The sequence below is a fragment of the Falcatimonas sp. MSJ-15 genome, from assembly GCF_018918265.1.
Lineage (GTDB): Bacteria > Bacillota > Clostridia > Lachnospirales > Lachnospiraceae > Falcatimonas.
In genome coordinates this window covers 1-1,314 of record NZ_JAHLQC010000056.1, presented here as the reverse complement: position 1 = coordinate 1,314, position 1,314 = coordinate 1, and the positions used below count along the sequence as shown (strand labels likewise).

The window sequence follows — 1,314 nt, the reverse complement described above, 5'->3', positions numbered from 1 at the left end:
ACAGCAATAACCAAGGCAATAGATTACTGCATAGAAGAAAATATTATGAGAGAATTTTTGATAAAGCATAAGGCGGAGGTGTTTAGTGTGTGTATAACAGAATTTGATGAAAAGATATACGAAGCAGAGTTAAGAGAAGAAGCTCGTGAAGAAGGCCGTAACTTGGGACGTGAGGAAGGACGTGAAGAAGGACGTGAAGAGGAACGCATTAAAAATATTCGAAAAACCATCTTTCTTTTACACAGACTTAATTTTAAAAATGAAGATATAATAAAGGAAATTTCTCAAACATTTGAAATTTCTTTAGAAACAGCAGGTAAATATATAGAAGATTATTACAACGAATTGTCAAAGAAGAACTAATTATGCAAGGAAAAGATACAGAAATAACTGAACAGATTTCAGAACGATTAGGTATAACACTTGATGAAACCTATAGATATCTTGATAAATACTATGAAGAGGAAAATAAAACCAACTCATAAATCCATAAAAAGTTTATACATTTTCTTGAAATCCCCCCCCCTATGATTACCCCCTAAAAGGGGGGGGATTTTTTTAATTCTCCATGTTATCCTATCTGTGCAGTTGAGAGTTATTGACAAACAAAAACTGCACAGATAGGAGCATTTATTAATTGTAGATGGCACGATAAGTATTAGTACCACCTTTTCAAAGAAGTATGTCATATATTGGACTATCTTATAAAGTAAGCTTTACAAACTATTAAATTACAGCTGGCTCTTATCTGAACATAAAACATCAACAATATGTTGATGAGACAGATTATTTATTCATTAAAAACTGTACGGCTGTAGTTAACAATATGCTTACAATATCTTTTTAATGTAACTTATAATTTATAACATGTAAGTTAATCGTATTGAAATATGTTTTCAGTATGCAAAAAAACTTAATATCGTACTCTGACCAAAGTATCTGGCACAGTGCATGTCTGTTTTTTTCATCCATGCATTGATATGATTTATGTTGATTCTAACTTTTAATAGCAGTGAAACACCATATGTTATTATACTATTATCATACTATTGATTATATGTTTTATTAAAAAATCTTAAATTCACTGCTATCATTTACCAGTCTTTGGTGTCATATTATGCATACGTCTGAGATTATGTTGATTGTATTGTAATTAGATATACAATTAATGTATCTTAAGTTGTTATGTAAGCAATCTGATATGAGTGTTGTGCTAAACATAGTAATATAATGTGCATGATGTCTGGAATATACTACTGTATTTAATATAAGATGGAATCTTTGATATTATAATACATATAGTATTATCGAGAA

General features: G+C 29.7%; 1 pseudogene. It reads left to right on the top strand.

What is annotated here, in order from left to right:
• Positions 1 to 363, top strand: a pseudogene (locus KQI85_RS16290) (hypothetical protein); the annotation flags it as partial.
• Between the last annotated feature and the right edge of the window lie 951 nt (positions 364 to 1,314).